Origin of the sequence: Chitinophaga polysaccharea, assembly GCF_902150045.1 — a bacterium.
Classification (GTDB): Bacteria; Bacteroidota; Bacteroidia; order Chitinophagales; family Chitinophagaceae; genus Chitinophaga; species Chitinophaga polysaccharea_A.
On record NZ_CABFVU010000003.1, the window covers coordinates 413,815 to 439,579 of the forward strand.

19 protein-coding genes are annotated in these 25,765 nt (G+C 47.0%); 8 read left to right on the forward strand and 11 right to left on the reverse strand.

The window, feature by feature from the left end; all coding sequences use genetic code 11:
* Positions 1 to 29 precede the first annotated feature (29 nt).
* The 7 genes from FN124_RS21995 to FN124_RS22025 all read right to left on the reverse strand — a co-directional run bounded on the left by FN124_RS21995 (position 30) and on the right by FN124_RS22025 (position 11,017).
* Entirely contained in the window at positions 30 to 3,128 is a 3,099-nt protein-coding gene (locus FN124_RS21995; RefSeq protein WP_142686933.1) for an efflux RND transporter permease subunit, read from the reverse strand.
* 12 nt (positions 3,129 to 3,140) lie between these two features.
* Positions 3,141 to 4,454, reverse strand: coding sequence for a carbohydrate porin (locus FN124_RS22000; protein ID WP_142686934.1), 1,314 nt, complete (start codon positions 4,452 to 4,454; stop codon positions 3,141 to 3,143).
* Positions 4,455 to 4,461: 7 nt separating this feature from the next.
* Positions 4,462 to 5,553: an efflux RND transporter periplasmic adaptor subunit gene (locus tag FN124_RS22005; protein WP_142686935.1), complete on the reverse strand. Its 1,092-nt coding sequence runs from the start codon at positions 5,551 to 5,553 to the stop codon at positions 4,462 to 4,464.
* Between the two features lie 4 nt (positions 5,554 to 5,557).
* Positions 5,558 to 6,835, reverse strand: coding sequence for a TolC family protein (locus FN124_RS22010; RefSeq protein ID WP_185937318.1), 1,278 nt, complete (start codon positions 6,833 to 6,835; stop codon positions 5,558 to 5,560).
* Positions 6,836 to 6,917: 82 nt separating this feature from the next.
* Positions 6,918 to 8,288, reverse strand: coding sequence for a HAMP domain-containing sensor histidine kinase (locus FN124_RS22015; RefSeq protein ID WP_142686937.1), 1,371 nt, complete (start codon positions 8,286 to 8,288; stop codon positions 6,918 to 6,920).
* A 9-nt stretch (positions 8,289 to 8,297) separates the two neighbouring features.
* Positions 8,298 to 8,984 (reverse strand): response regulator, encoded by a 687-nt coding sequence (locus tag FN124_RS22020; RefSeq protein ID WP_142686938.1) that lies wholly within the window; start codon positions 8,982 to 8,984, stop codon positions 8,298 to 8,300.
* Between the two features lie 65 nt (positions 8,985 to 9,049).
* Complete coding sequence (locus FN124_RS22025) at positions 9,050 to 11,017, reverse strand: ABC-F family ATP-binding cassette domain-containing protein (RefSeq protein ID WP_142686939.1); 1,968 nt, start codon at positions 11,015 to 11,017, stop codon at positions 9,050 to 9,052.
* A 129-nt stretch (positions 11,018 to 11,146) separates the two neighbouring features.
* Here FN124_RS22025 and FN124_RS22030 point away from each other — a divergent pair, with 129 nt between their 5' ends.
* Positions 11,147 to 11,734, forward strand: a complete 588-nt coding sequence (locus FN124_RS22030) for a DUF3347 domain-containing protein (RefSeq protein ID WP_185937319.1) — start codon at positions 11,147 to 11,149, stop codon at positions 11,732 to 11,734.
* Between the two features lie 64 nt (positions 11,735 to 11,798).
* On the forward strand, positions 11,799 to 14,162 hold the full coding sequence (locus FN124_RS22035) for a TonB-dependent receptor (RefSeq protein WP_142686941.1): 2,364 nt from the start codon (positions 11,799 to 11,801) through the stop codon (positions 14,160 to 14,162).
* Positions 14,163 to 14,194: 32 nt separating this feature from the next.
* On the opposite strand, the gene FN124_RS22040 is transcribed toward FN124_RS22035, so the two are convergent.
* Positions 14,195 to 14,614 carry a hypothetical protein gene (locus tag FN124_RS22040; protein WP_221887863.1) on the reverse strand — a complete coding sequence of 140 codons (420 nt, stop codon included), beginning with the start codon at positions 14,612 to 14,614 and terminating at the stop codon, positions 14,195 to 14,197.
* A gap of 589 nt (positions 14,615 to 15,203) precedes the next feature.
* Between FN124_RS22040 and thrS the strand changes: the two genes are divergently transcribed.
* On the forward strand, positions 15,204 to 17,144 hold the full coding sequence (gene thrS, locus FN124_RS22045; protein WP_142686942.1) for a threonine--tRNA ligase: 1,941 nt from the start codon (positions 15,204 to 15,206) through the stop codon (positions 17,142 to 17,144).
* Between the two features lie 170 nt (positions 17,145 to 17,314).
* Positions 17,315 to 17,998, forward strand: a complete 684-nt coding sequence (gene infC, locus FN124_RS22050; protein WP_260607557.1) for a translation initiation factor IF-3 — start codon at positions 17,315 to 17,317, stop codon at positions 17,996 to 17,998.
* A gap of 82 nt (positions 17,999 to 18,080) precedes the next feature.
* Here the strand turns inward: infC and FN124_RS22055 are convergent, their stop codons facing one another.
* Positions 18,081 to 18,596 carry a HEAT-like fold family protein gene (locus tag FN124_RS22055; RefSeq protein ID WP_185937320.1) on the reverse strand — a complete coding sequence of 172 codons (516 nt, stop codon included), beginning with the start codon at positions 18,594 to 18,596 and terminating at the stop codon, positions 18,081 to 18,083.
* 25 nt (positions 18,597 to 18,621) lie between these two features.
* Positions 18,622 to 19,212, reverse strand: coding sequence for an HD domain-containing protein (locus FN124_RS22060; protein ID WP_142686943.1), 591 nt, complete (start codon positions 19,210 to 19,212; stop codon positions 18,622 to 18,624).
* Positions 19,213 to 19,384: 172 nt separating this feature from the next.
* Between FN124_RS22060 and FN124_RS22065 the strand changes: the two genes are divergently transcribed.
* Entirely contained in the window at positions 19,385 to 20,362 is a 978-nt protein-coding gene (locus tag FN124_RS22065; RefSeq protein ID WP_142686944.1) for a cation diffusion facilitator family transporter, read from the forward strand.
* Between the two features lie 76 nt (positions 20,363 to 20,438).
* Here the strand turns inward: FN124_RS22065 and FN124_RS22070 are convergent, their stop codons facing one another.
* Complete coding sequence (locus FN124_RS22070) at positions 20,439 to 21,650, reverse strand: serine hydrolase domain-containing protein (RefSeq protein WP_260607558.1); 1,212 nt, start codon at positions 21,648 to 21,650, stop codon at positions 20,439 to 20,441.
* 315 nt (positions 21,651 to 21,965) lie between these two features.
* Here FN124_RS22070 and serA point away from each other — a divergent pair, with 315 nt between their 5' ends.
* The 3 genes from serA to FN124_RS22085 all read left to right on the forward strand — a co-directional run bounded on the left by serA (position 21,966) and on the right by FN124_RS22085 (position 25,759).
* A complete protein-coding gene (gene serA / locus FN124_RS22075) occupies positions 21,966 to 23,201 on the forward strand; it encodes a phosphoglycerate dehydrogenase (protein ID WP_142686945.1) in 1,236 nt (411 codons plus the stop codon).
* A gap of 188 nt (positions 23,202 to 23,389) precedes the next feature.
* A complete protein-coding gene (locus tag FN124_RS22080) occupies positions 23,390 to 24,151 on the forward strand; it encodes a hypothetical protein (protein ID WP_142686946.1) in 762 nt (253 codons plus the stop codon).
* Positions 24,152 to 24,184: 33 nt separating this feature from the next.
* On the forward strand, positions 24,185 to 25,759 hold the full coding sequence (locus tag FN124_RS22085; protein WP_142686947.1) for a S41 family peptidase: 1,575 nt from the start codon (positions 24,185 to 24,187) through the stop codon (positions 25,757 to 25,759).
* Positions 25,760 to 25,765 lie beyond the last annotated feature (6 nt).

Sequence of the window (25,765 nt, forward strand, 5' to 3'; positions counted from 1 at the left end):
AAAGCGAACGGCTATACGCAATCTGTTGACTACATCTGGTCTCTCTTATTTTTATAAGCGCCATAGAAAATGATGGGGAATACCAGCAACGTTAATACCGTTGCCGTAATCAGCCCGCCAATTACTACAATCGCCAGCGGCTTCTGTGTTTCAGATCCTATACCATGTGATATGGCGGCGGGAATAAGGCCTATAGCGGCCATCATCGCTGTCATTACCACAGGCCGTACACGGCTTTGTACGCCCAGCCTGATAGATTCATTCAGTGATAGTTTTGCTTCCAGGTTCTTATGGAATACGGAAATGAGGATCACCCCGTTCTGGATACAAATACCAAACAAGGCAATAAAACCTACCCCGGCGGAGATACCGAAGTTCATATTGGTGATATGCAATGCCAGGATACCGCCAATCAATGCAAAGGGCACATTCATCAGCACCAGTCCTGCATCCTTCACACTGCCCAGCATCATGAACAATACCATGAAAATCGCGATGATACTGATAGGCACTACCTGTCCGAGACGCTGTGTGGCGCGTACCTGGTTTTCAAATTCACCGGTCCAGCCAATGCTGTAGCCTTTGGGCAGTTTTACTACCCGGTTGATCTTCGCCTGCGCTTCGGCAATAGTACTACCCAGGTCGCGGTCACGTACAGAGAACTTCACGCCTATAAAGCGTTTATTGTTATCGCGGTAAATGAAAGCCGGTCCTGTAATGGTTTTAATCTCCGCAATTTCTTTCAACGGTATCTTATTATTGTTGATAGTAGGCACCATCAGGTTGGCAAGATCATCTTCCGTTTTGCGGTAGTTCTCATCATACCGGATGCGGATGTCAAATTTCTTTTCACCCTCATACAGCTGTGTGGCGGTTTTACCGCCAATGGCCATTTCAATCACTGCCTGCGCATCACCGGTGGCTACGCCATACTGGGCCATCTTATTATCGTCGAGGTTAATGCTCATTTCAGGCTGACCAATATTCCGGATCACACCAAGATCCTTGATGCCCTGCACCGTTTTCAGTTGCGCCATTACCTGCTGTGAAAGCGATTCCAGCTTCACAAGATCGTCGCCAAAGATCTTCACCCCGTTGGCTGCTTTGAAGCCGGCCACCGCTTCAGAAACGTTGTCGCTGATAGGCTGGGAGAAGTTGAGAATGATGCCCGGGTATTTCTTCAAACGGGCTTCCATCTGCGCAATCAGCTCGTCCTGCGTGATCTTCCGTTTCCAGCTTTCTTTTGGCGCCAGGTCTACCTGGTACTGCACAAAGTAAAAGCCGTTGGGATCGGTGCCATCGTTGGAACGGCCTACCTGCGACAATACCCTTTTTACTTCCGGGAAACCGCCGAGGTCCTGCCGGATATCATGCGCCATTTTGGTGCTTTCGGTAAGCGACATGCTCATGGGCAATTCTGTGGTAACCCACAGGGAGCCTTCATTCAGCTGTGGCAGGAACTCTGTGCCCAGGAACTTCGCCGATATAAAAGTAAGCAGCATGAAAGCCAGTGCCAGTGTGATGCTGAGGCGTTTGTTCCGGTAAGTCCAGCTGAAGCCTTTCATTACAAAACGGTCAAAGAAATTCACCAGTGGATTATTCTTTTCCTTCACATTCCTGTTGAGCAAAATGGAGCACAGTACCGGCACCAGTGTGAGGGTAAACAACAGGGCGCCCAGCAATGCAAATCCCAGTGTCCAGGCCAGTGGTGAAAACATTTTGCCTTCTACTTTCTGGAAAGAGAAAATGGGGATCAGGGAGATGATAATAATAAGTTTGGAAAAGAAGATGGCCTTTGCCAGCTCTCCGCCGGTTTGTTTGATCCATCCCAGTTTCGCCATTTTGTTGAACCGCTCCATGCCAAATTTGTGGGCTTTATGGTCAAGCATTACGAAGATGCCTTCTACCATCACCACGGCCCCATCTATAATGATCCCGAAGTCGATCGCCCCCATCGACAGCAGGTTGGCGCTCATACCTTTTAAGCGTAAGCACATGAATGCAAACAGCAGCGCCAGCGGGATAATGATAGACACGATCACCGTAGTGCGCCAGTCGGCCATGAACAAGAATACGATCACAGTTACGAATATGATACCTTCTGCCAGATTGTGCATTACCGTGTGGGTACAGAATTCCATCAGGTTATCACGGTCGTAGAATGTTTCCATTTTGATATCATCCGGCAGGATGGTTTCATTCAGCTCTTTCAGCTTATCTTTCAGGCGGGCCAATACTTCTGTGGGATTTTCCCCTTTACGCATCACTACGATGCCTTCCACCAGGTCGTCGTTGTTGTCTATGCCCACCTGTCCCACGCGAGGGGCGGATGCCTCATGTACATTGGCCAGATCCTTCACCAGCAGGGGCACGCCATTGATATTCTGAACAATGATATTGTTGATATCCGGGATACTGTTCAGCAGGCCGATTCCCCGCACTACGTATGCCTGCCCGTTTTTCTCTATCACATCGCCACCTACGTTCACATTGCTTTTGGTAACGGCCTGGTACAGCTCCAGCGGGGTAATATCGTATTTGGCGAGCCGTACAGGGTCTGCAGAGATCTCGTAGATCTTTTCCTGTCCGCCAAAGGCCACCACATCGGCTACACCGGGCACGCTGCGGATCTGCCGGTCTATGACCCAGTTCTGCCAGGTAAGCAGATCACGTGAATCCCGCTTGCTGCTTTTCAGGTAGTAACGGAATATTTCGCCGGTAGGACCGTAGGGTGGCTGCACTTCCGGCTCAGCGCCGTCAGGCAGACTAATGCTCTGCAACATGTTGTTCACTTGCTGACGGGCAAAGAAATCTTCTACATCATCATCAAACATGATCTTTACTACAGACAAACCAAACATGGTAACAGAACGTACACTGGTTTTTTTCTGCACTGCATTCATAGATACTTCTATGGGCAGCGTTACAAAACGCTCCACTTCCTGCGCACTGCGGCCATTCCATTTGGTTACAATCACTATCTGCGTGTTGGTAACATCGGGGAAAGCCTCAATGGGCGTATGTAAGAAGGAAAATACGCCTGCTGCGATCAGCGTGGCCACACTGATGAAAACAAACAGTTTGTTCCTCAGCGAAAAGGCTACAATATTTCTAATGAATTTATTCATAACTCCTGTTCTTTAGAATGCTACCCTGGTCCTTAACCCGAAAATATTCACCGGTCCGCGGTCACTGTTATAAGCAGGATGCATCACAAACTGGTAATCAGGGCTTAAAGCTATATGTAGCCTGGTGATGTTACATTGATAGAATACTTCAGCAATTACTTCAGGGGCATAGTTGAGCCGTCCGTCGCCAATCATAAAACCTGCGCCGCCTTCAGCAAGGTAGTTCCGGTGGTCGCCGGATAATCCGTTTACCACGAGTGCCGCGCCGGCATTGTCTTGCGCACGGTGCCAGCTTTGGCCGCTTTGCAACCATCCGGCACTGACTGAACGGTCAATTTCTGTATAGGCCCAGGTTTCATTATGCCCATCGTTCCATGATGCTTTGAGGAAGGCGCCACCGCTGCCGGTCAGCTCCTGGTTTATATTGATGCCGAAACCGTATTTGGTATGGCCGTTCCGCCTTACTGCACTGATATCCGGCGTGTCTTTAGCCGCGTTTACAGCTTCGTTATAATTGCCCATGGGCGCCTGGTTAATGAAAGCCATCAGCCGTACTGACCCTTCATGCTTATTCAGTGTATGCGTGTGCGTTACTTCCACTACCTCACCGTTGGATTGGCCATAATGATAGTTCAGCTTTGGACCATTGGCTACTTCCGGTTCCAGGGAGGTGGCGGCCTGTAACAGCCAGTTGTTAGACCTGTACTGAACCGTGAGCGCCATGGTATATCCGCGCACATCTGCAGGGTAATCCCAGGCAGCGTTGCTCATCAGCGCCCAGTTCATAAACTGGGTGCGGGGATCATGGCTGTAATCGTTCTGGTCAAAGAAATCTGCAAGGCAGTATTTACCGCCAATAAAACGCAGGTATCTTGTGGGAGTGGTGCCGCCTACATTGTTAAGGTCATCCTGGTCCGTTTCCGTACCGGATGATAACGGTAATGTATAAACGCCATATGCACGCGCCAGGTAAATTTTAGGTTTGGGATCGCCCACGCGGAAGGTTTCCCCGTTGGGAAAACCCGCAATGCCGGTAGCATGGCTAAGACCTTCCCCACCTGCAAGTTCCGGGTTCACATATAATTCCAGGTTCTTCCAAGGGCGGATACCTGCATAAATAGTACTGGTAATGGAAGTTGCGCCGTTGTCATGCGTACGGAAACTGTTGATACCTGAATACTTTGCAGAAAAATCCGGGTGCCATTGCGTTACCAGTGTTTGCTGGAAATGGAAAGAGTAGGGGATAATGCTATCCGTCTTCTTATCCTGCGCCAGCAGGCGGGTACAGCCCAGTGTGAGCACTCCTATGGAGAACAGTTGCTTCATGACGCGTTTAATCTTTAAGAGCATCGTAGATGAGCAATTGGTTTTTGGAGATCACTTTCTCGTTTGCAGCGAGGCCGGAAGAGATATAGGTCATATCCCCGGCTGTTTTATCTACCTCTACTTCGCGCACGGCTATATTAAATTTGTCTTTAAATACCAGCACATAATTTTTGCTGTTATCGAAGATGACAGCGGCAGAGGGCACTGCTATTTTCTGATCGTTATCCTGGTACTTCACATAAACGGTAGCAAACATTTCCGGCTTCAGCAACATATTCTTATTATCGATACTGATCCTTACCTGCATGGTTTTGGTAGCAGGGTCGAGGAAATTGTAGATCTTATCGATCTTGCCGCGGAAGGGCTGATCAGGATAGCTTACGGTTACCACGTCTGCTTCATAGCCTTCCTTGATACGGGCAATATCTGTTTCAAAAACATTGGCCATCACCCATACATCGTCCAGTTCTGAAATGGTGAAAATATTGGTGTTGTTATCCGTACGGATCTCCATGTTATTATTGATATTCTTCTCAATAATATAACCGGAAATAGGGGCGGTTACCAGGTAGGTAGCGCCTTTACCTTTGCGGTATATTTTAAACAGGTCGTTGAGGCGGTTAATTTCAGCATTGGATTTCTGTACTTCCCCTTTGGCGTTTACCACATCCTTATCTGTATTCAAACGGCTCTCGAACAGGTCCTGCGCCACTTTGAGATTTTTATCTGCCACATTGCGGTCGGATTGGGCCTGTGCCAGCTGCTTTTCATAATCGGCAATTTCCGCACTGTGTATTACTGCCAGTACCTGGCCTTTTTGTACATAATCGCCCAGCTGTACTTTTATATCTTCCACATAACCACTTACCAGCGGGTACACCTTCAGTACCTTACCACCGTTGGGGGTAACCTTACCGGATAAACGAACTTCATTCATTACAGGCTGCAGGTGCGCAGTATCGATACGGATATTTTTCAGCATCGTATCACTGAGAACGAAAGTGGTTTTTTCCTGATCTTCTGCCTGGCTGTGTTTGCAACCACTCCACAGAATAGTTGCCAGCAGCGAAAAGCCAATAATGAGGATAGGCTGTTTCATGCGCTTAGTTTTTAAATAATTCTTGTCCTGTTGCATAGTTGAGTTCTTCGTAGGCATTTACCCGGTTGGATAAAAACTTGTTGATATTTTTGGCGTTGTCGCTGTAACTGTTGAAGTAATCGATGAACTGAAGAAGGGAGATATTTCCCTTGCTGAAGTTTTTGGCTACTTCAGCTATCAGGGTATCAAACTCGCCCTGGAACTGGTGCAGGTCAAAGCTTTTGTAACGTTTTTCCAGTGTTACTATGCGCTGGTAGGCATTCAGTACTTCCGACTGTGCGATGGACTGTTGCTGCAGCAGTTGTTGCTGTTCGGATCCGATCTGGAGTTGCGCAGCGCGGATATTTCCCTGGTTACGGTTCCAGGTGGGCAGATCAATTCCCAGCGTGAGCCCCACGAAATTAGGCGTATAACTGCCTTGTTTATCGTAAGTGGCGCCTACGTGAAGATCCGGTACAGCCAGTGATTTCTGGAGGCGGTAGTTGAGCTGCGCGGTCTGGTATTGCATATCGGCTATACGCACATCCGGCCGGTTCTGTGCTACGCTGTCGAGCAGCGGTTGCAGCTGTATTTTATCCAGGTTATATGAAGCCAGGTCTGCTGGTTGCAGCCGGGCTTCATAAAAAACACTGGTATGTAACAGTTGCTGTAGGTTCTTCTGTGATTCCAGTTCCTGTTGTTTCAGGTCGGCAAAGTCGTTTTCAATACCTACCTGTAATGCCTGCAACCTTACCAGGTCTGCATGGGCCACGCTTCCTTTCTTATCAGCTGTTACATATGCATCCACAATTTTCTGCAGGTTATCCAGCTGTTCTTTTAACACGGTTTCAATCTGTTGCTGGTAGTAGATATTGTAGAAGTTTTCCCGGAGTTGCAGGCGAAGGGTACGCACCAATTCATCAAAGTTGGCTTCGCTCATTTTTGCCGCTGCTGCGGCCAGTTGTATGGTTTTGTTCCGCTTGCCGGCCAGCTGGATCAGCTGGTCCACATTATACTGTGTTTCGCCACTGGCGCCCACATCAAATGGTTTGAATTTGTTGGTACTTCCGAATCCCAGTACGGTGCTGAAGGAGGGATTGTTCCACATCTTCGCCTGCCGTACCAGTGCTTTGGAAGCATCTACCTGGTAGCGTTGTGCCAGTAATAAATAATTTTTTACGAGGAAAGAATCTTCCACTTGCTGCAATGTTGCAGGTTGGGAAGTAACCTGTGCCTGTGAATACTGAATAAAGCCCAGGCTGGAAACACAAGCTGTTAGGAACAGCATCCTGATAGTTCGCATAATGCCAGATTTCATAGCACAAAGCTCAGAAAGAGGAATTAAAGCGGCCTTTAAGGAAGATTAAAAAAAACTTAAAAGAAACTTATATGTGTGGCAGGATCACTGCGAAAGTAGTTCCTTCCTGCGGGTTGGAAGTAACGGTGATATGGCCGTTGTGTATCTGTACAATTTTTTTGCAGATAGATAAACCCAGGCCATGGCCGCGGATCTGAAGGGCGTTCTGCCCCCGGTAAAAGGGCTCAAATATTTTGCTGATATCATCCGGTGGAATACCGATCCCGGAGTCTTTCACCTGTACGAGGATATATTTTGTAAAGAAGTCTATCGATACATGCGCGGTATTATTATCGGAAAACTTACACGCATTATCGATCAGGTTGAGGAAAAGTACTTTCAGCAGATTTTCATTTCCATAACAGGTTACCAGCAGGTCGTTGTCGGGCACTTTCATGAAATGGATCTCCACTTTACTGGCGGTTTTTTGTTTCAGCCGGATCAGGGTGGTCATCTCCATTAACAGTTCATCTATCCTCACATTACTCAGTACAAATTCCTGTTGCCGCATTTCCGACTGGGCCAGTTGCAATAAGCCGTTGGAAAGATCGGAAAGGTTTTCCGCGTCTTCCAGCACAGAGGTGAGCAGGGCCAGGTATTCTTCCTTGCTGCGGTCTTTCGACAAAGCCACCTGCAACTGGCTGATGATGGCTGCAAGGGGAGTGCGCAGCTCATGAGAGGCATTGCTTACAAAGCTTTTCTGCAGGTGAAACGATTCGCTGAGGCGTTGCAGCATAGTATTGAAATTGGCGCCCAGTTTGGCAATTTCATCTTTTCCCTTCACCGCTACCTGCGTGTCCTGCATGTTATTGGCGTTGATGCTGTCTACCTGCTGTACCAGCTGATCGATAGGTTGCACCATTTTACGGGCAAAGAAGTATCCAACACCTACCAGTACAATCACAGCGGTAATAAGCTCCAGCAGCAGGATCTGGCTGAGGTTCCGGAGGTTTTGAAAACCATATTTATCAAAAGAGGATACAATAACGATCACGGATACCTTCTCTTCTGTATAGTAAACGCCCACTACTTCATCGCTGCCTTTATCGGCACTGTATACCTTATTTTCCTTGATATAGTCGAGTAATTTGGGGTGGGTACGGATGGTAGTATCTTTCAGGTTGCTGTACAGCAGGTCGTAAGTGGGATTATATACCAGGATGGTTTCTTTATAGAGATCCTGGAAAGTGGTACGGTCCAGCTTCCGCAGCAGGTCTACCTTCACATTGCCGTCTTCAATGATCACGTTGGCAATAGAGCGGGCGCGGTATTCCAACCGTTCCAGGTATTCGGCTTTCCTTGATTTGGCGGAGAAATAATATGCCAGCACGGCAAATGCAACAAGCATCAGCGTGGCCGATAGGGTATAATAAAGCGCTATTTTATATTTGATCTTCAACCGGGCGTGTTATTCTTCAGAAAGATAATATCCCATGCCTGTTTTTGTGTGCAGGAGTTTCTGTTCGAAATCCTTGTCTATTTTTTTGCGGAGGAAGTTCATATACACTTCAATTACATTGGTACCGGTATCGAAGTCGATATCCCATACTTTTTCCGCGATGGTGATTTTGGAGATAACTTTACCTTTATGCATGGCGAGGAATTCCAGCAGCTGGTATTCTTTGGCGGTGAGGGCAATTTTTTTGCCGCCGCGTGTTACGTCTTTCTTTTCCCGGTCTATTTCCAGGTCGGCGATCACAATTTTGTATTGGGTACCGTGCGTGGCATCGGAGCCGGCCCTTTTGAGGAATACGCGGATACGCGCCAGCAGTTCACGGAAGTCGAATGGCTTTACAAGGTAGTCGTCTGCGCCCAGTTCAAAGGCCTGCATTTTGTCTTCCATGCCACCGAGGGCGGTGAGCATGATTACCGGAACCCGGTTGTTTTTGTGGCGGATCACTTCACAAAGTTCATAGCCGTTGTTGTGGGGGAGGTTGAGGTCCAGGATCACCAGGTCGTAGTCGTTACTGGTGGCTAATCCTTTGCCGATACGCCCGTCGTAGGCCACATCCACATCAAAACCGTTTTCTTCCAGTCCTTTCTTAACGGCATTGGCTACTTTAATTTCGTCTTCAACTACCAGTATTTTTTGCATACTTCAGAAAGGTTTTTAGTAGGTATTATACAGGTATCCCGTAAGATACCTGTATAACAAAATTACTAGCTGATAAGGTTCGCTTCCAGCTGCATTATTTTTTCAAATAATTGCTCATATTGCTGATTGGCCCTGTCCAGGTATTTCTGAACATCCTGGTATTCGCTTTCTACCTGGGCAAATTTAGCTTTATCGTTGTAGATTTCAGGGGAACCGAGGCTGGCTTCAAGACTGGCCTTACGTTCCTTCAGGCTGGCCACCTGACCCTCTACCTGTGAAAACTGTTTCTGCTGTTTCTGTAATTCGCGCTGAACGTCTTTATTGATAGCGCCTTTGCCTGTTTCTGCAGCAGGAGCGGTGTTTTGCTGGCGGCTTTCTTTTTTCGTATCTGCGTTACTGTTACCGGCTTTGGCATTATTGTTCTGCTGCTGGGCGGCCATTCTCTTTTTCCACTCTTCGTATTCGTTGTAGGTGCCTTTGAACTCCTTGATCTCACCGTCTACAATTTCCCAGATCTTATTGGCTGTCTGGCTCACGAAATAACGGTCGTGCGATACCAGCACCAGGCTGCCATCGTACTTGTTAAGGGCGTCTATCAGCATCTGCACGGAGTTCATGTCAAGGTGGTTCGTGGGCTCATCCAGCATGAGGAAGTTAGCCTGGCTGATAATGGTTTTTGCCAGTGCCACGCGTGCTTTTTCGCCTCCCGAAAGGATCTTGATCTTCTTAAACACATCATCACCGGTAAAGAGGAAGCAGCCCAGGAGCTGGCGTAATTCCAGTTCTGTTCGGCCGCTGCCGAAGTTTTTCAGCTCGTCCAGTATTTCACTGTTCAGGTCCAGTGATTCCAGCTGATGCTGTGCATAGAAGCTGGTTACCACGTTATGACCGGGTATGCGCTCACCTTCCATAGGTTCCATCCCGAAAATGATCCGGAGGAGGGTAGATTTACCTTTACCGTTGGCGCCGATGAGGGCAATTTTATCGCCCCGGTTGATCTCAGCGCTGGTGTTTTTTAAGATCTCGATATTGCCAAAGCGTTTGCTGACATTTTTCAGTGTGCATAAGATCTTGCCGGGTGTTTTATCTACCGTGAAGTTTATTTTTATTTTCGATGGGCCGTTATCTGTTTGCTCTACACGTTCCAGTTTATCCAGTCTTTTGGCAATACTTTGTGCCTGTGCGGCCTTGGAAGCTTTTGCTTTAAAGCGTTCAATAAAGCGTTCCTGCTGGCGGATATAATCCTGCTGGTTTTCGTAAGCGCGTTGCTGCATTTCGCGGCGCAGTTCCTTTTCCACTTCATAGTCGGCGTAAGAACCGGCGTAGTGGTGCAGTTGCTGCTGGTATACTTCCACGATCTTGTTCACCATACGGTCCAGGAAGAAGCGGTCGTGCGATACAATGATCACGGCGCCATTATAACCTACCAGGTATCTTTCCAGCCATTCGATGGAGGGAAGATCCAGGTGGTTCGTGGGCTCATCGAGCATCAGTACATCCGGTTGCTGCAGGATGAGGCGTGCCAGGAGTACCCGCATGCGCCATCCACCGGAAAACTGGCTGTATGGACGGTCCAGGTCGGCGGTGGTAAAGCCGAGGCCTTCCAGTACCTGGGCCGTTTTATGTTTCATGTTATAGCCGTCAAGAGCTTCAAATTCATGCAGCTTGTCGCTGAATTCATGCAACAGTTCATCCGTTTGGCTGTCTTCCAGCTCCCTGGTAATACGCTCAATATCTTTCTCCAGCTCCAGTGCTTTGCCAAAGGCCATCATACCTACGGTAAGGATGGATTCCTCGGTTTCAAAGCTCAGCAGGTCCTGGTTAAAGAAGCCGATCGTCAGGCTTTTGCTTTTATTCACACTTCCTTTGGAAACGGAATATTCTCCATTGATAATGCGCAACAGGGTAGATTTGCCGGTACCATTCAACCCGATAAGCCCAACCCGGTCGCCCGGTTCTATATGCCAGGAGGAATTTTCCAGTATAACCCTGGATCCAAACTCAAACGTAATGTCCTGTAATGCGATCAACATAAAAAATAAAAAAATTGGATAAAAAACGTGCAAAGTTAAGGAAAAATGCGGACTTTAACCTACTCAAATTCAATCCTCCCGACAAACAATCCGGTCATTTTATTTAGTTTTGTTACAAAGTGTAAGATTATGAATTTTAAAGTATGTCTTCCGGCTGGCCTGTTAATACTGGGTATAGCGCTGTTTGCCTGTAACCAGCAGGCGCCGGAGGAGAAAGAAGCTGCCGGCGGCGTTGCCGAAGCGTTGCAGGCTCCTTACAGCCAGGTGTTCTACGATTCCCTGGGCGCTACAATGCAATCGTACTATAAGTTGTCTGATGCGTTGGTGCAGGCCGACAGTACCGCTGCCAACACGGCTGCGGCGGCGCTTAAGGGGCATGTGGACAGTTTGCCGGTGACCCTTCTGCAAATGGACAGCAGCCACCTGGCCAACATAACCGGTATTACCGGCAGCGTGAGCGCAGAACTGGCCGGACTGGCCGGGGAATCAACACTGGAAGGGAAGAGAGCTTCTTTCCAGATGGTGTCTGATATGCTGTTTGATCTTGTAAAGAACACCGGTTTGAAAGGTCATACTATTTATCACCAGTATTGCCCGATGGCATTTGATGATAAAGGGGCTTACTGGCTCAGCGATAAAGCGGATATCCAGAATCCCTACTTCGGTCATAAGATGCTCACCTGTGGCGAAACAAAAGACAGCCTGATTTACAAGTAATAACTTATCGTTGGATCATGCGCTGTAAATCGTAACTTGCCTTTGCTGCACCTGATTCAACGGTATGTTCACACGATATGTTTCCTTTTTATGGCTCTTCTTTTTGCTATGTTTCTTCAACAAGGCAGCGGGACAGCAATTTACCATAAGCGGTTTCATTAAAGACAGCACCAACGGGGAATCCCTTCCAGGCGCCACTGTGCAGGTATTGCATTCCACCAACGGGGTGCATACCAATAACTATGGCTTTTATTCCATCACCCTGCCGGCAGGCAACTATATCCTCCTGTATTCTTTTCTTGGCTATGAATCCAAAGCCTTGGCGCTGAACCTTGACGCTAATACCACGCAGCACCTGCAGTTATATCCCCGTTCTTACCAGGCAAAGGAAGTAGTGATCAGTGATAAACGAAAGGATGCCAACGTAAAAAGTACCGACATGGGTAGAGTGGAGCTTACCGCCATGGAGGTAAAGAAACTGCCGGCGCTGATGGGAGAGGTGGATGTGCTGAAAGCCCTGCAGCTGATGCCTGGCGTTCAGGCTGCCGGCGAAGGAAATGCCGGTTTTTATGTAAGGGGCGGCGGAGCTGATCAGAACCTCATCCTGCTGGATGAAGCACCGGTATATAATACCGGGCATCTTTTTGGTTTTTTCTCCGTGTTTAATGCAGATGCTATCCGTGGCACTACGCTCATTAAAGGCGGTATGCCAGCCAATTACGGCGGGCGCTTGTCGTCCGTGGCGGATATCGCCATGAAAGAAGGGAACAGTAAAAATTTCCAGGGAGAAGGAGGGATTGGCCTTATTTCCTCCCGTTTATCTTTCCAGGGACCACTGAAAAAAGATAAAGCATCTTTTATTGTGAGCGGCCGGCGTACATACATCGACGTTATAACCAAGCCTTTCATAAATAATACTTCGTATAAGGGTTCGGGTTATTATTTCTATGATCTGAATGTAAAGATGAATTATATTATTTCGGACCGGGACCGTGTTTACCTGAGTGGTTATTTAGGGAAAGATGTATTCAGCTTTAATAACCAGGACCGTTCCTTTGATGTTAAGATCCCCTGGGGCAATACCACGGCTACTTTGCGATGGAACCATGTGTTTAACCGGAAACTGTTTGCCAATACCTCCCTCATTTACAATGATTATAAATTCCAGTTCAGCGCCCTCCAGAATAATTTTGACATCCGTTTATCATCCGGTATCAGTGATATGAACCTGAAAACAGATTTCGACTACTATGTGCATGTAAAGCATCATATCCGTTTCGGAGGGAATTATATTTATCACACGTTTACGCCGTCTACCATCAGCGGGCAGCAGGATTCCACGAGGTTTTCGCCGGAAAATGTATTTAAGAAATACGCCCATGAAGCGGCTTTGTATGTAATGGACGACTGGGAAATATCTCCCCGGCTGCAGCTGAATGTAGGGCTGCGTTACAGCGGGTTTATGCAGATAGGGCCCTATACCCGTTATTACCGGGATGCAGCAGGAAATAAAACAGACAGTACTATATACCGGTGCTGGCAGCCAATATCACGTCATGGCGGCTTTGAGCCGAGGTTTATCCTGCGCTGGTCATGGAATGATGTAAGCTCAGTAAAGGCTTCTGTAACCCGTAACTACCAGTTTATCCACCTGGTGTCCAATGCAGGCACTACGCTGCCTACAGATGTTTGGGTGCCCAGTACTTACCTGGTGCAGCCGCAGATCTCCTGGCAGTATTCAGCCGGGTATTTCCGCAATTTCAGCAACAATATATACGAGGCCTCGGCAGAGGTGTATTACAAGAGCCTGCAGCACCAGATCGAATACAAGGAAGGATATACGCCTACCTTTAATGACCCCGAACAGGACTTTGTATTTGGGAAAGGGGAGGCATACGGACTGGAATTATTTGTGAACAAAAGGAAGGGACGGTTTACCGGGTGGCTGGGTTATACGCTGGCATGGACCTGGCGGGAGTTCCCGGCGTTGAATGATGGGAAGCGTTACCCGGCTAAATACGACCGCCGGCACGACCTTGCCCTGGTGGGCACTTATGAATTGAACAAGCGATGGACGATATCCGGTGTCTTTATTTATGGCACGGGTAACACTACCACGTTGCCGGAAAAGTTCTATTTTATAGAAGGCACGCTGGTGCAGGGTTATGGCAGCATCAATTCATACAGAATGGATGCGTATCACCGGCTGGATTTTTCGGCTATTTATACGCCCGTGCCTAAAAAGCCTAATAAACGTGTTAAAGGGAGCTGGACTTTTTCAGTATACAATGTTTATAGCAGGAAGAATCCTTATTTTATTTATTTCGACCAGGAGGGTAGTGCAATTGATGGAACATTGAAGGTAAGTGCGAAGCAGGTGTCGTTATTTCCGGTGTTGCCGTCTGTAACGTATAATTTCAAGTTCTGACCGGGGATTAACATGGGGTGATAGCGTGGGGATTATTTCAGTATGCCTGCATATCTGAGCAGAGCAGCTATGGAGCCGATCAACATAATGTACTGGAGAATTGTAACAGAGTGCATGTGCTTCATCAGCCTGTTTTCCGTATCCTTAATTTCTACCCTTACTTTACCGATGTCTTCTTTTACTTCCACCCTGAGATTGCCAATGTCCTGTTTTAATTCTGTTCTGAGATTGCTGATGTCGCCTTTCAATTCTGTTCTGAGATTACTAATGTCGCCTTTCAATTCCGACTTAATAGCAGCTAGCTCCGCTTTGGTAGCCAGTTGATCGGTTTTTGCAAAAGACTTCCTTTCATAATGCTCATCCATCGCGTTTACTATTTCCATGGCTTTGGCGTCCGACAAATGCAGATCCGTCCGGAAGATGTCGTACAGCTTTAAATTTCCAATTGTCATATGTAACGGTTTTATATTACATCATAAATTTAATCTATTCTCTCTATCCATATTGAGAGTATTACAGATATTTCTTTTAAATATATCAAATGCTGACGACTGTTATTATTGCTTAAAAATGGTTTGCATTTTGAGAACGAGACAGGCGAAATTAGTTTGATTATTACCTTTGTCATACCTTTCGGATACTTCTTGGATACTTAGGAGTCGTCTATGTGTAGTACTCGCTATACACTTCCTATACACTTCTCATATACTCTTAATACGGTCAACACGAACTGCACTGTCAATGCTTAGTGCATGCACTTAGCCCAGTTTGTCTCGTCCTGGAAAAGCTATACATTCAAAATTTTTAGTCCTGCCAAAGCCATACACTACCTCGTAATAGTATATTATTTTATATTTATAAATGTAAAATCACTCCATCCTTCCAACTGTGCTCACATCGCTGTAATAATATTTATTTTTAAAATCCTTAAGTTCAATCACATGGTTATCTAAAAGCTAACAAACTATTTCTTAACTTCGCAAACATTTTATAAAGGAAATATAGCCCATACGAAAAGGTATGGTGCTAACAGCAAAACGTATGATAAATATCACTTTTCCGGATGGCGCAGTTCGTCAGTATGAACCAGGAGTAACTGCATTGGAGATCGCCAAGTCCATCAGCGAGGGATTGGCACGCAAAGTATTGGCTGCAAATGTTAATGGGCAGGTAGTGGATGCTACGCGCCCGATTTTGACGGATAGCACGCTGCAACTGCTGACGTGGGTGGACAAGGATGGTAAGGCCACCATGTGGCACTCTTCGGCGCATCTGATGGCAGAAGCCCTGGAAGCGCTGTACCCCGGTGTAAAACTCGGCTATGGCCCTTCCATTGAAAATGGATTCTATTACGATATTGACCTGGGCGACCGTACCATCTCTGAAGATGACCTGAAAGCGATTGAAGCGAAAATGGTGGAGTTGTCTAAACACAACAGTGAGTACATACGCAAGGAGGTAAGTAAGGCGGATGCACTGAACTACTTTACAGAGAAGGGCGATCCGTATAAAATAGAAACGATCAATGAATTGCCGGATGGAAGTATTACTTTCTATACCCAGGGCGGATTTACAGATCTTTGCCGTGGACCGCATATTCCAAACACCGGCTTTATTAAATCCATCAAGCTTACCAGCATTGCAGGCGCTTACTGGCGCGGCAGTGAAAAGAATAAGATGCTTACCCGTATTTACGGTATCACCTTCCCTAACCAGAAAGAGCTGGACGAGTACCTGGCCCTGATAGAGGAAGCCAAAAAACGTGATCACCGCAAACTGGGCAAGGAACTGGAACTGTTTGCCTTCTCCGAAAAAGTAGGTCTCGGATTACCTATGTGGCTGCCCAAAGGCGCTATGCTGCGCGAACGCCTGCAACGTTTTCTCCAGGAAGCACAGCTAGCCAGCGGTTACCTGCCGGTAGTAACGCCACATATCGGGAATAAAAACCTGTATGTGACTTCCGGTCACTACGAGAAATACGGGAAAGACAGTTTTCAGCCTATACACACACCGGAAGAAGGCGAGGAGTTTATGCTGAAACCCATGAACTGCCCGCATCACTGCGAACTGTATAAGGTATCGCCAAAGTCGTACAAAGACTTACCGGTACGTTTCGCGGAATTCGGCACCGTGTACCGTTATGAGCAGCATGGAGAGCTTCATGGGCTTACCCGTGTAAGAGGATTTACCCAGGACGATGCGCACCTTTTCTGCCGCCCTGACCAGGTAAAAGAAGAGTTCCAGAAAGTGATAGACCTGGTGATGTACGTATTCAACAGTTTAAGTTTTACAGAATATACTGCACAGATTTCCCTGCGTCATAAAACAGACCGCAGCAAGTACATGGGTTCTGAAGAGAACTGGGAACTGGCGGAGAAAGCGATCATCGAGTCGGCCGCTGAAAAGGGCCTGAATACGGTGATAGAATACGACGAAGCCGCGTTTTACGGTCCCAAGCTCGATTTCATGGTAAAAGACGCCCTGGGCCGCAAGTGGCAGTTGGGTACCATCCAGGTGGACTATAACCTGCCGGAGCGCTTTGAGCTGGAGTATATTGGAGCGGATAACCAGAAACACCGCCCGGTTATGATTCACCGTGCGCCGTTTGGCTCGCTGGAAAGATTTATCGCCGTACTGATTGAGCATTGCGCCGGTAAATTCCCGCTGTGGCTGGCGCCTACACAGGTGAAAATCCTGCCGATCAGTGATAAAAGCCAGGCCTATGCAGAAAAAGTAGCAGAATTGCTGAAAAAAGCGGAAATTCGCGCTGAAATAGATGATAGAAGTGAAAAGATCGGTAAAAAGATCCGGGAAGCAGAGCTGGCAAAAATTCCATACATGCTCGTACTCGGTGAAAAAGAAGCTGCCGATGAAGTAGTGGCCGTTCGCCGTCAGTCAAAAGGTGACCTGGGAACCATGCCAGCCGAACAGTTTATCACTATGATCAACGAAGAGGTGGCCAACAGGAAGCCAATTGAATAACATCGCATAAATGTGGAAAAAAGGTATATAAAACAATGAACATTACTTGATTAAGGTATGTTAATTGCTGTGATTTTCCCCGTATTTTTGTAAAGATTGTTTTTGGTCCATGGACGATATGTGGACCATGGACTAAATGGACAATTAATTAATTAATTTTATTTTTTTTAATGCAACAAAGACCCAGACCAAGTTTTGGCGGCAACAACCGGGGAAGAAACCCCAACTTCCGCAGGGAACAACAACAAGAACATCGCACCAACAGGATGATACGCGTTCCTGAGGTAAGGCTTGTAGGTGAAAATATTGAGGTAGGTGTCTACAAAACGGAGGATGCATTGCGTCTGGCAGAGGAACAGGGTTTAGACCTGGTAGAAATTTCCCCAAATGCTGTGCCCCCCGTTTGTCGTATCATCGACTACAATAAATTCCTTTATGAAAAGAAAAAGAAGGAAAAGGAAATGAAGGCGAAGGCACACAAAAGCGAAGTGAAAGAAATTCGCTTTACGCCTAACACCGACGACCATGACTTCGATTTTAAAGCAAAACATGCTGAAAGCTTCCTGAAAGACGGTAACAAGGTAAAAACCTATGTACAGTTTAAAGGCCGCGCCATCATGTTTAAGGAACGTGGTGAACTGATTCTCCTGAAGTTTGCTGAAAGGCTGGCAGAAGTAGGTGGACTGGAAAGTATGCCTACCATGGAAGGTAAGCGTATGATCGCCATCTTTGCCCCTAAAGCAGCAAAGAAGAAAGAAAAGGAACCGAAGGAGCCACGGGAACCAAGAGAACCAAAAGAGACAAAAGCGCCCGTTACACCTCCCGCTGCAGATGCAGGAGATGCCAACGCGTAACCGCTGATGATATCACATTAAAAAAGCAGCACAACAGGGTATTGTATCCTGTTGCGCTGCTTTTTATTTTATGTGGCAATAGTTATCCTATTTCTTTCAGCACCTTCTTTGCTCTTGAACGGATACCCGGTGTAGGATTATTCTCCAACGCTTCAGCGATCAGCAGGCGGATCTCGTTTTTGATATCCGGATAATCTTTCGCGAGGTTGGCCAATATGGTCATGGAGAACGCTTTTACGGCCACTGTTTCCAAAGGATCCTCCAGGAAGGTGAAGCAATTGTTCATTACCGGTCCCTGAAGGGGTTCGGGTATCGCCAGGTATTGCAATATCCTTAATACATTTCTTTTTACCGCTACAGGCATGCCGGCTTCCTCCATCCGGGCCACCATGGCCGGCAGATGAGGAGTGAGCAGACCCGGGTGCCTTTCTGCCACCAAACTTATAATCCATGCGCTCCTTTGCACCACACGGTATTCGTCGTGCAGGAAAAGCTGTATCAAAGCGGCAAACCGGTTGGGGTGATGACCGATCCATGCAGCTATGCGGAGCGATTGCGCCCGTGAATGTTCCAGTAAAATTTCAGCGCGTAGGTCCATAGACCTGCAATTTAGCACAAGCCCGTTAATTATCGCCGGCAGGAGTGTTTGCCAGCAGGTAGGCCAGCATTCTTTCCCGCATCCGGTCCACATCTTCCTGTTTTACCGGCATATCTGTTTCCTTACCCATATCGTCCCAGATCCTGATCTGTATATATTGATGGAAGAGAGGATCGTTGCGGAAAGCCATCGCCTCTGCTTCATTCATTGGGCCGCCCTGATATTCCAGGGTTTGTTTGCTGGCTTCGGAAAGCGTATCGTAATAGGCGCTGTCGGACCATGTGAGGTAGCGTTTAGCGGCAACATGACTGCCTACCAGCTGGGCCATTCTTTCAGGAAAACCGCATTCAAGCAGGAAGGCACTGCCAAGGTCGTCATGCGCTTTTGCGCCGAGCCCGTCCATCCGGGGAGCGTTTTCAAAGAAGTGGCCAATGTCGTGTAGGAAGGCAGCAATGATCATTTCATCGTCAAAGCCTGTGCTTTCCGCTATGAGAGCGGCCTGCATCATGTGCATCAGCATCGTTACCTGTTCGCCGTATTCTTCCTGGCCGTAAGTGTTATACAGGTCAAAAATTTTATTGATTACAGCTTGGGCATGGTGTTCGCTACCGGTCATTTTCGTACGTTTATAAGGGTTAGTACAGTTTTTCGTGGTATTATCGCAAATGTAACAGCTGCAACTGCTTTATCAGCATGCCTTATGTTATGTTTTTATTAATACCGGAGAGGTTTTTCAAACGCCAATAATCCTTTACCTTTGCCCTTTGCCATTACACAAAACTGAGCCATTGCTAAAAAAAGAGCTGCGCGTTATACTCGTATCGCTGATCGTTAGTTTTATCCTAACCGTGGCGAAGTTCTCTGCCTACTTTATGACCCATTCAGTGGCTATCCTTTCTGATGCCCTGGAATCCATTATCAACGTGGTGGCTGGCGGTTTTGCCTGCTATAGCATTTACCTGGCAGGTAAACCCAAAGATGCGAACCATCCATACGGGCATGGAAAGGTGGAGTTTTTCTCCATCGGTTTTGAAGGCGCCATGATCTTTATTGCCGGTATACTGATACTGGTGAAAGCCATCCAGTATTTTATCCTGCCGAGGGAACTGCACCAGATAAAAAATGGTTTGTGGGTGCTGGGCATTACCACAGTGGCCAATTTACTGCTGGGACTATACCTGGTAGGCTCAGGCAGACGGCTTTCCTCCATTACTATTTCCGGGAACGGGCAGCATATCATGACCGATGTATACAGCAGCGCAGGGTTGATCACCGCTCTGGTCATCATTCACTTTACAGGGTGGACGTGGCTGGATCCCGTGGTATCACTGGTGATGGGCATATTGATCCTCGCAAAAGGCTACCAGCTCCTGCGCCGTTCCATCTCCGGTTTGATGGATGAAACGGATATGAAGATCGTAGACAAGGTGATCACTATTTTATCAGCCCATCGCAGGGAAAACTGGATCGACGTGCATAACATGCGCGTACAGCAATATGGGAATAACTATCATATTGATTGCCATGTAACCATGCCATATTACCTTGAACTGAATGATGCGCATGATGAAATGAAGAAGATAGAGAAGCTGGTTAATGAAGGTTTTCCCGGTAGTGAAGTAGAGTTTTTTATTCATATGGACCCTTGCATACCTTCCTGTTGCCACTACTGCCTGAAGGCAGCATGCCCGGTGAGGAGCCATGCCTTTACGGGCGAAATAGCATGGACCCGTGATAACGTTTTACCCAACCGGAAGCACGGATAATAATACATCTTACTATAAAAAAACAGCATCACTTATACAAGCGATGCTGTTTTTTTATAGTAAGATGTATGACCTTTTATTCTTCTCCCGCTTCTTCACCATCACCGTGACCAATAATATCACGTATTGGTTTTACTGCCTGGTAAATACCGCGGTTATATTTGTTCCCTAAGATGATCAGCGTGGTAGAATCCTGTATGAAACGATAGAACACGGTATTGTTACCATGCCACCAGCCATTGTGATAAATGATATTTTTTGTGCTGTCGGGGTATACCATCAGGCGCCATCCCAGGCCGTAGTTACGGACACCTGGCTTCTCATTGCTGTAAGGTGTATAGGCAGCCTTTAGCGTGGCATCATTCAGGAACTGGCCTGAATAAAGCGCCTGGTCCCATTTGAGCATGTCTTCAGCGCTGCTGTAAATGCCCTTGTCGCCCATTACGCCATCGAAGTATGTATCAGGTTCAAACTGCCCGTTGTACTTGTGGCTTTGCGTCTGGTGCGTGCGGGTGGCAGAGGAGGGATCGTACACAAAAGTGCTGGTCATCCGCAGCGGCCCAAAAATAGTCTGCTGCATGAAGTCGGCATATTTCTGCCCGCTTGCTTTTTCAATAATGGAAGCGAGCAGCATATAGTTGGTATTACAATACTGGAAATGAGTATTTGGCAGATGCTGCACAGGCGGCTTATGCTGCTCCATTAATTTGATCACCTCTTCGTTGGTGATAAACCTGGCTTCATCTTTCCATAAACTGTCGCAGAAATAAAGGTAATTAGGCAGGCCACTCCGGTGGTTCAGGAGCATACGAACGTTGATCCCTTTATAAGGAAATGCGGGAAAGAATTTTTGCAGGGAATCTTCCAGGCTGAGCTTTTCATTTTGTACCAGCCACATCACTGCCGCGCCTGTAAAGGTTTTGGTAACAGAGGCCAGTTGAAAGGAGGAACTGTCCATCACCGGTGTTTTAGTCCGGGAGTTTTCATAACCATGATATTTTTCAAAGATGATGACCCCTTTTCTTGCCACTATCATGGCCCCGTTAAATCCTGTACGAAGCAGTTTACCATTATAAAACGCTTCCAGTTCATGTTGCATCTGTATGGTGCGCGGCGATTTCAGGATGGCTTCTTTTTCCGCCGCTGATAATCCTGCTGTAAAACGTACCGAATCTGACGCTTCTTTTCTTCTGCTTTCTTCCCTTCTTGCTGCATTGCTCTGGCAGCTGGAAATAATTGCAATTCCCGATATAGTTAAGATAATACTTACTGCTTTCAATCGCTTCATTAGAGGAGTATGACTACTTGCTTAATTCAATTTTTAGACCCAAAAAATACAAAGCGCTAAATTTAGACCCAAAGTAAAAGACTGCCAAATAAAAACAGTGATTTCCGATTCTTTTAATTCATTTTTAAGCAAAAAAGTGTGAAAATTTTTAAAAAATGTCCCTGATTCCCACGTTTTTTTGATAGAATCAAATTTGATTCCCCTGCTATTTGAATATTCCTCAACTTCAAGTAGGTTTGTGCCCTGTTTCCCCGCTATCAGCAATTATTAAGCCAATTGCAACACACAGATACATATATAACTTAGTATAATATTATGGACCAGCAAAAGTCGACAAGTTATCCAAAAGAGAAGATCAGCATTTTATTACTGGAAAATATCAGCGATGCTGCGGTGGCAGAATTTACCACGGCAGGGTACCAGGTGCGCAAACTTACCGGTGCGCTGAGTGAAGAGGATCTGATCAATGAAATCAAGGACGTTCATCTCCTGGGCATCCGATCCAAAACCAAAGTAACGCGCAAGGTACTGGAATCGGCCAGGAAGCTGCAGGCTATTGGCTGTTTTTGTATTGGCACCAACCAGGTTGACCTGAAGGCTGCTACCGAGCATGGTGTAACTGTTTTTAACGCGCCTTATTCCAACACCCGTTCAGTGGCTGAGCTGGTAATAGGGTTGTCTATTATTCTCATCCGCCGCATTGTGGATAAGAACAATGCTGCACATAACGGCATCTGGATGAAAGAAGCTACCGGCAGCTATGAGCTCAGGGGTAAAACACTGGGTATAGTGGGATATGGTAACATCGGCAGCCAGGTGAGCGTACTGGCGGAAGGAATGGGAATGAACGTGATCTACTACGATGCGGAAACCAAATTGCCGCTCGGCAATGCGGAACAGCAACGCACCCTGAAAGAACTTTTCAATAAAGCAGATATTGTTTCCCTGCACGTACCTTCCAGCAAAACCACCGCGAATATGATCACTAAAGAGGTGCTGGCAGATGCAAAGCCCGGCGCTATCTTTATTAATTATGCCCGCGGTGAGGTGGTAGACCTGGAAGCGCTGAAGGAAGCGCTGGAAAGCGGCCGTTTATCCGGTGCAGCCATCGACGTATTCCCGGTAGAACCTGAAAAGAATGGCGCCGCTTTCAGCACACCGCTGCAGAAATTATCCAATGTGATCCTCACCCCGCATATCGGTGGAAGTACGGAAGAAGCACAACACAATATCGGGCTGGACGTGAGCAGCAAAATGCTTAATTACCTGGAAAAAGGCGCCAGCTTTGGCTCCCATACTGTTCCGGCTATCAGCGTACCGCCTATTGAGAACACACACCGCATCCTGCACATCCACCGGAACGTGCCGGGAGTATTGTCCGCTATCAATACGGCTTTATCTGCGAACAAGATCAATATCCTGGGACAATACCTGAAAACCAACGACCAGATCGGGTATGTAGTGCTGGATGTAGACACCAGGTTATCGCAGGAGGCGCTGGCGCTGCTGAAGGAAGTGGAACATACGATTAAAACGAGGTTGCTGTATTAATAGTATTGACATAATTTTTTATAGAGGAAGCAGGGATTTATCCCTGCTTTTTGTTTCCCCCGGGAAACAGACGGCAACTACTCTCTTTTTCCCCCCATTCACCGGCTCTTTTAGCTCATATACCTTTTTTCTTCCCACATTTTCAAAATTCTTTGTTAACCTTGTAGTGCAACTGAAAAAATTAGCACATGAATATGAACAGAGCACTGACAACAGGAGTGGGGGTAATAGCCGGTCTTTTGTTGTACGTAAATGCTTCCGCACAAGATGAACCGAATAAATGGGCTCCGGATAACATTAAAATTGACGGACAGGCTACTGAATGGCCTAAACCCCTGCAGTTCTATAACAACGTAACCAAGTTATTTTACACGATAGCCAACGACCAGGAAAATTTATACGTAATCGTTAGTGTACCTGATCCGCAAAGCCAGGCCAAAATTATGCGCTCGGGGATCACCATTGCCATGAACGCTACCGGTAAGAAAAAAGGCGGCGCCAGTGTTACATTTCCGCTCACCTATAATATAAGTACCGGCGCACCCGATGTTCCGGAAGCTTCCAGGGCCCTTATTGCAGGTGAACTGAAGAAACAGCTCCTGGCAAATGTGAAGGAGATCAAAGTAGAGGGTTTCGACAGCATACCCGACGGCAATATTCCGGTAAAGAATACGTTTGGTATTCAAACCACTTCTTCATATGACGCTGCCGGTAACCTGGTATGCGAGCTGGGAATTCCCCTGAAAGCACTGGGTATTCCTGCAGGAAGCAGCCAGGCCGTTGCCTATCATTTCAAGGTAAATGCCATGAAGAGAGAGGACAAAAAAGAACTGGAAGCCAAAAGGGCAAAAGGAGAGCAGCCCCCAATGCCAGGTGAGTATGCGGACCATTTCGCTTTGTATTATTCAGCCGACTTCTGGACACGCCAAACACTGGCAACCCGGAAATAGGCCAACCAAACTACCATCGTCATAACTGTTTTTATGCATAAAAAACTGTTTTCTGCAGGACCTGCCACCATGCTGGCAGGTGTTCTCTGTGCAGGCACTTTTATGTCTTGCCACAAAGACAAATCCCCGGCAGCCCCGCCGGTTGAGATCACCGACGCCCTGAAAAAGGATTCCCTGAAATACCTGATGTACCAGATCATGCAGGTAACCTATGGAGATGGAGGACGAAGCGCCGCCAAAGGGCTTCCTACCTACTACTGGTATTCCAGTGTACCACAGCTGGATCCGTTGGCCAGCAAATATGCCGATGCAAAAGACCTGCTGGCCGAAATGAAAACTTATGCTATTAACCCCGGGACCAATGCGCCGTATGATCATTACAGCTTCCTGGATGAAGATGGCACCATCACCAACCAGCTGATGAACGGGGTGTCTGAACAAAATGCAGCCGCCAATCCGTCGAAACTGGGATTTGATGTAGGGTTCGGCACAGACGCCGACGCCAGTAAAGTGAGGATATTTGTAAAATATGCAGATAAGAACAGCCCGGCCGGCAAGGCAGGTATCTCCAGGGGATGGGAAATCGTTTCCATCAACGGGAATACCAGTTTCTCCAGTACTTCATCTTCCATTAATTCCCTTTATAACACACTCACCACATCCGACAATGTTACATTGGGATTAAAAAAGCTGGACCAGACACCGGTGACTATCACCGTTAATGCTGCTACCTACAACATCAACCCCGTATTGTTTGATACCGTTTATACCGTTAAAAATATAGTGAACGCAGATGTAAAGGTGGGCTATTTTGTGATGTACACCTTTTCCAGCGTTACCAATAATAAAGGAGAAGCCACTGCCACCAAAACGGCATTGGATCAGACCATTGCCAAATTCAAGGCGCAGGGCGTAAGGCAGCTGATCGTGGATTTCAGGTATAACGGTGGCGGAGCCACCACTACTGCAGAATACCTCGACAATGCGTTTGCTCCCGCTGCTGCCGCAGGCAAACTGATGTATACCTACAAGTATAACGATAAGATCATGCAGAACCTGGCTGCTACCAAACTGGATGCCCAGGTGAACTTTGCTGCGGCTACCGGAGGCATGAACCTGGATAATGTATTCTTTATCGTAACCGGTGAAACCGCTTCCGCCAGTGAATTAACGCTCAACAACCTGAAACCGTATATGAACGTACGCCTTATCGGGCAGAAAACATATGGGAAGCCGGTTGGCTTTATTGACTTCAATATCAGCATGTACGACAATGCCCATAAACCGGTATACCTCGCCGATTTATATGCTATCAATTTTGAAACAGTAAATGCGAACGGAAATGGCGGCTACTACACAGGGATCCCGGTAGATGCTACTGCCAAAGACTATGTAAACGTAGCGTGGGGTAATACCGCTGTAGACGAAAACCTGCAGCAGGCGCTGAACTATATCTCAAAAGGCACTTACCTGGATCTTCGCACCTCTGCAAGGATAAGTGCTGCTGCCAGCAATGATTTACGCGAAGCTATCCCGAATATGGTAACCTCCGGTAAGTTTAACGGGATGGTTGATTTCAGGTTGAGTAAAAAAGTAGCAGGACTTTAATAATAA